The organism is Methylobacterium sp. WL103 (genome assembly GCF_008039885.1).
Classification (GTDB): domain Bacteria; phylum Pseudomonadota; class Alphaproteobacteria; order Rhizobiales; family Beijerinckiaceae; genus Methylobacterium; species Methylobacterium cerastii.
Genome location: NZ_VRUX01000623.1, coordinates 1 through 2381, shown reverse-complemented (window position 1 = coordinate 2381; position 2381 = coordinate 1). Strand labels below are relative to the sequence as shown.

Here is a 2381-nt window from a genome sequence, read left to right as displayed (position 1 = left end):
GCCCGGGGCCGGCGGCGAGCGCCGGCTACGTCGGCGGCACCACCGGCGTCGGCGGCACCCTCCGGTCGGTGGATGCCGCGAGCGCCGGGGTGATCTCCGGCGCCGAGATCAACAGCCGCCCGATCACCCGGCCGGGCGAGGTCCTCGAATCCGTGCCCGGCCTGATCGTCACGCAGCATTCGGGGGAGGGGAAGGCCAACCAGTTCTTCCTGCGCGGCTTCAACCTCGACCACGGCACCGACATCGCGATCGACGTGGACGGGATGCCGGTCAACATGCGCACCCACGCCCACGGCCAGGGCTACGCCGACATCAACTTCCTGATCCCCGAGCTCGTCGGCGCGGTGGAGTTCCACAAGGGGCCGTACTTCGTCCGCGACGGCGACTTCGCCTCCGCCGGCTCGGTGCGGATCGACTACCTCGACACCGTCGCGAAGTCCGTCGCACTGACCTCGTTCGGCTCGTTCGGCTACGCGCATGCGCTGACGATCGCCTCGGCGCCACTCGGCCAGGGCAACCTGCTGGTGGCCGGCGAGGCGCAGGTCTACGACGGCCCGTGGGACGTGCCGGACGCCCTGCGCAAGCTCAACGGCGTCGTGCGCTACAGCCAGGGCACGGCGCTCGACGGGTTCTCCGTCACCGGCATGGCCTATGCCAGCCGCTGGACCGCGACCAACCAGATCGCGTCGCGCGCTGTGTCGGAAGGCCTGATCGGCCGGTTCGGTAGCCTGAACCCCAGCGACGGCGGTGATAGCAGCCGTTTCTCGCTCTCCGGCCGCTGGAGCATGACCGACGACACCGGCGTGACGCGGGCCTCGGCCTACGTGATCCGCCAGCAGCTCAACCTGTTCAACGACTTCACGTATTTCCTCAACGATCCGGTGAACGGCGACCAGTTCCACCAGCTCGACCAGCGCATCCTCGGCGGCGGCGAGGTGAGCCACGTCTTCCAGGGCGACCTCTACGGGCTGCCGATGGAGAACGAGATCGGCTTGCAGACCCGAACCGACTCGATCCGGGTCGGGCTGTTCAACACCACAAACCGGCAGTTCCGCTCCGGCGTCCTCGACGACCGGGTGCTGGAGGCGAGCGGGGCGTTCTTCTACGACAACCGCGTGCGCTGGACCGACTGGCTGCGCACCAGCGTGGGCTTCCGCGCCGACGGCTACTACGCCGACGTGGTCTCCGACACGGCGGCCAACAGCGGCAAGGCGCGGGACGGCGTCGTCAACCCGAAGCTCGGGCTGGTGCTGGGGCCGTGGGCCGACACCGAGCTCTACCTGAACTACGGCGGCGGCTTCCACTCGAACGACGTGCGCGGCGTCACCGCGACGATCGACCCGACGAGTTCGCTGTTCAACACGACGCGCTCGCCCTTCCTGGTGCCCTCGACCGGGTACGAGGTCGGCATCCGCAACCGCTCGATCGCCGGGCTTGAGACGGCGGTCGCGCTGTTCCGCCTCGACTTCGCGTCGGAGAACCTGTTCCAGGGCGACACCGGCACCACGGAGCCGAGCCGCCCGAGCCGCCGCTTCGGCGTCGAGTGGACCAACCGCTACGCGGTGACGCCCTGGCTGAAGCTGGAGGGGGACCTGACCGTCACCAACGCCCGCTTCTCGGACGTCGACCCGGCGGGCAACCGCATCCCCGAGGCGCCGACCACGATCGCGTCGGCCGGATTCACATTCGGCGAGGGCCTCGGCTGGTTCGGGTCGATGCGCCTGCGCTACTTCGGCCCGCGCCCGCTGATCGAGGACAATTCCGTGCGCTCGAAGCCGACGGCGCTCCTCAACGGCCGCGTCGGCTACAACTTCGACAACGGCTTGAGCCTGTCGCTCGACGTGTTGAACCTCACCAACGCCAAGTCCGACCAGATCACCTACTATTACGTCTCGCGCCTGCCCGGCGAAGGGGCGGACGGCGTCGCCGACCGGCACTTCCACCCGGTCGAGCCCACCGCCGTGCGGCTGACGCTGGCGGGGCGATTCTAGGCGACAGGGCCGCCGAAATCGGCGGTGCGCGGCGTCTGCCGCATTGACGGCGCGCCGGGCTGAGCCCTAGGCGTGGAGGCATGCGCATGTGGCGGCCAGATTGGCGGGTCTGCCGCGCGGTCATCGCCGTGACCGCGCTCTATGCGCTTGCCCTGCAGGCGGTGCTGGGCGGGATGACGACCGTCCGGACCTTCGATCCGGCGCACGCGCTCTGCCTGCAGGATGCCGGCGCCGACGGGCGAGGCCCGGAGCACGCCCCGCATCACGCGGACCACCTGGCCTGCTGCACCGCCGCGCAGGCGATGCCGACGGCGGACATGCCGGTTCCGGCCGACGTCGCGGTCGCCTGGTCCGCTCCCCCGGCGGTCGACGCCCCGTGGCGTCCCGTCC

2 protein-coding genes are annotated in these 2381 nt (G+C 70.4%); both read left to right on the top strand.

The features are described 5' to 3' along the window. Window positions 1-1991: TonB-dependent receptor (locus tag FV222_RS23330; RefSeq protein ID WP_147815756.1), on the top strand; the 1991-nt coding region annotated here is incomplete at its 5' end. A gap of 86 nt (window positions 1992-2077) precedes the next feature. Next, window positions 2078-2381, top strand: a 304-nt coding sequence (locus FV222_RS23325) for a hypothetical protein (protein WP_147815755.1), incomplete at its 3' end; no start/stop codon positions are given.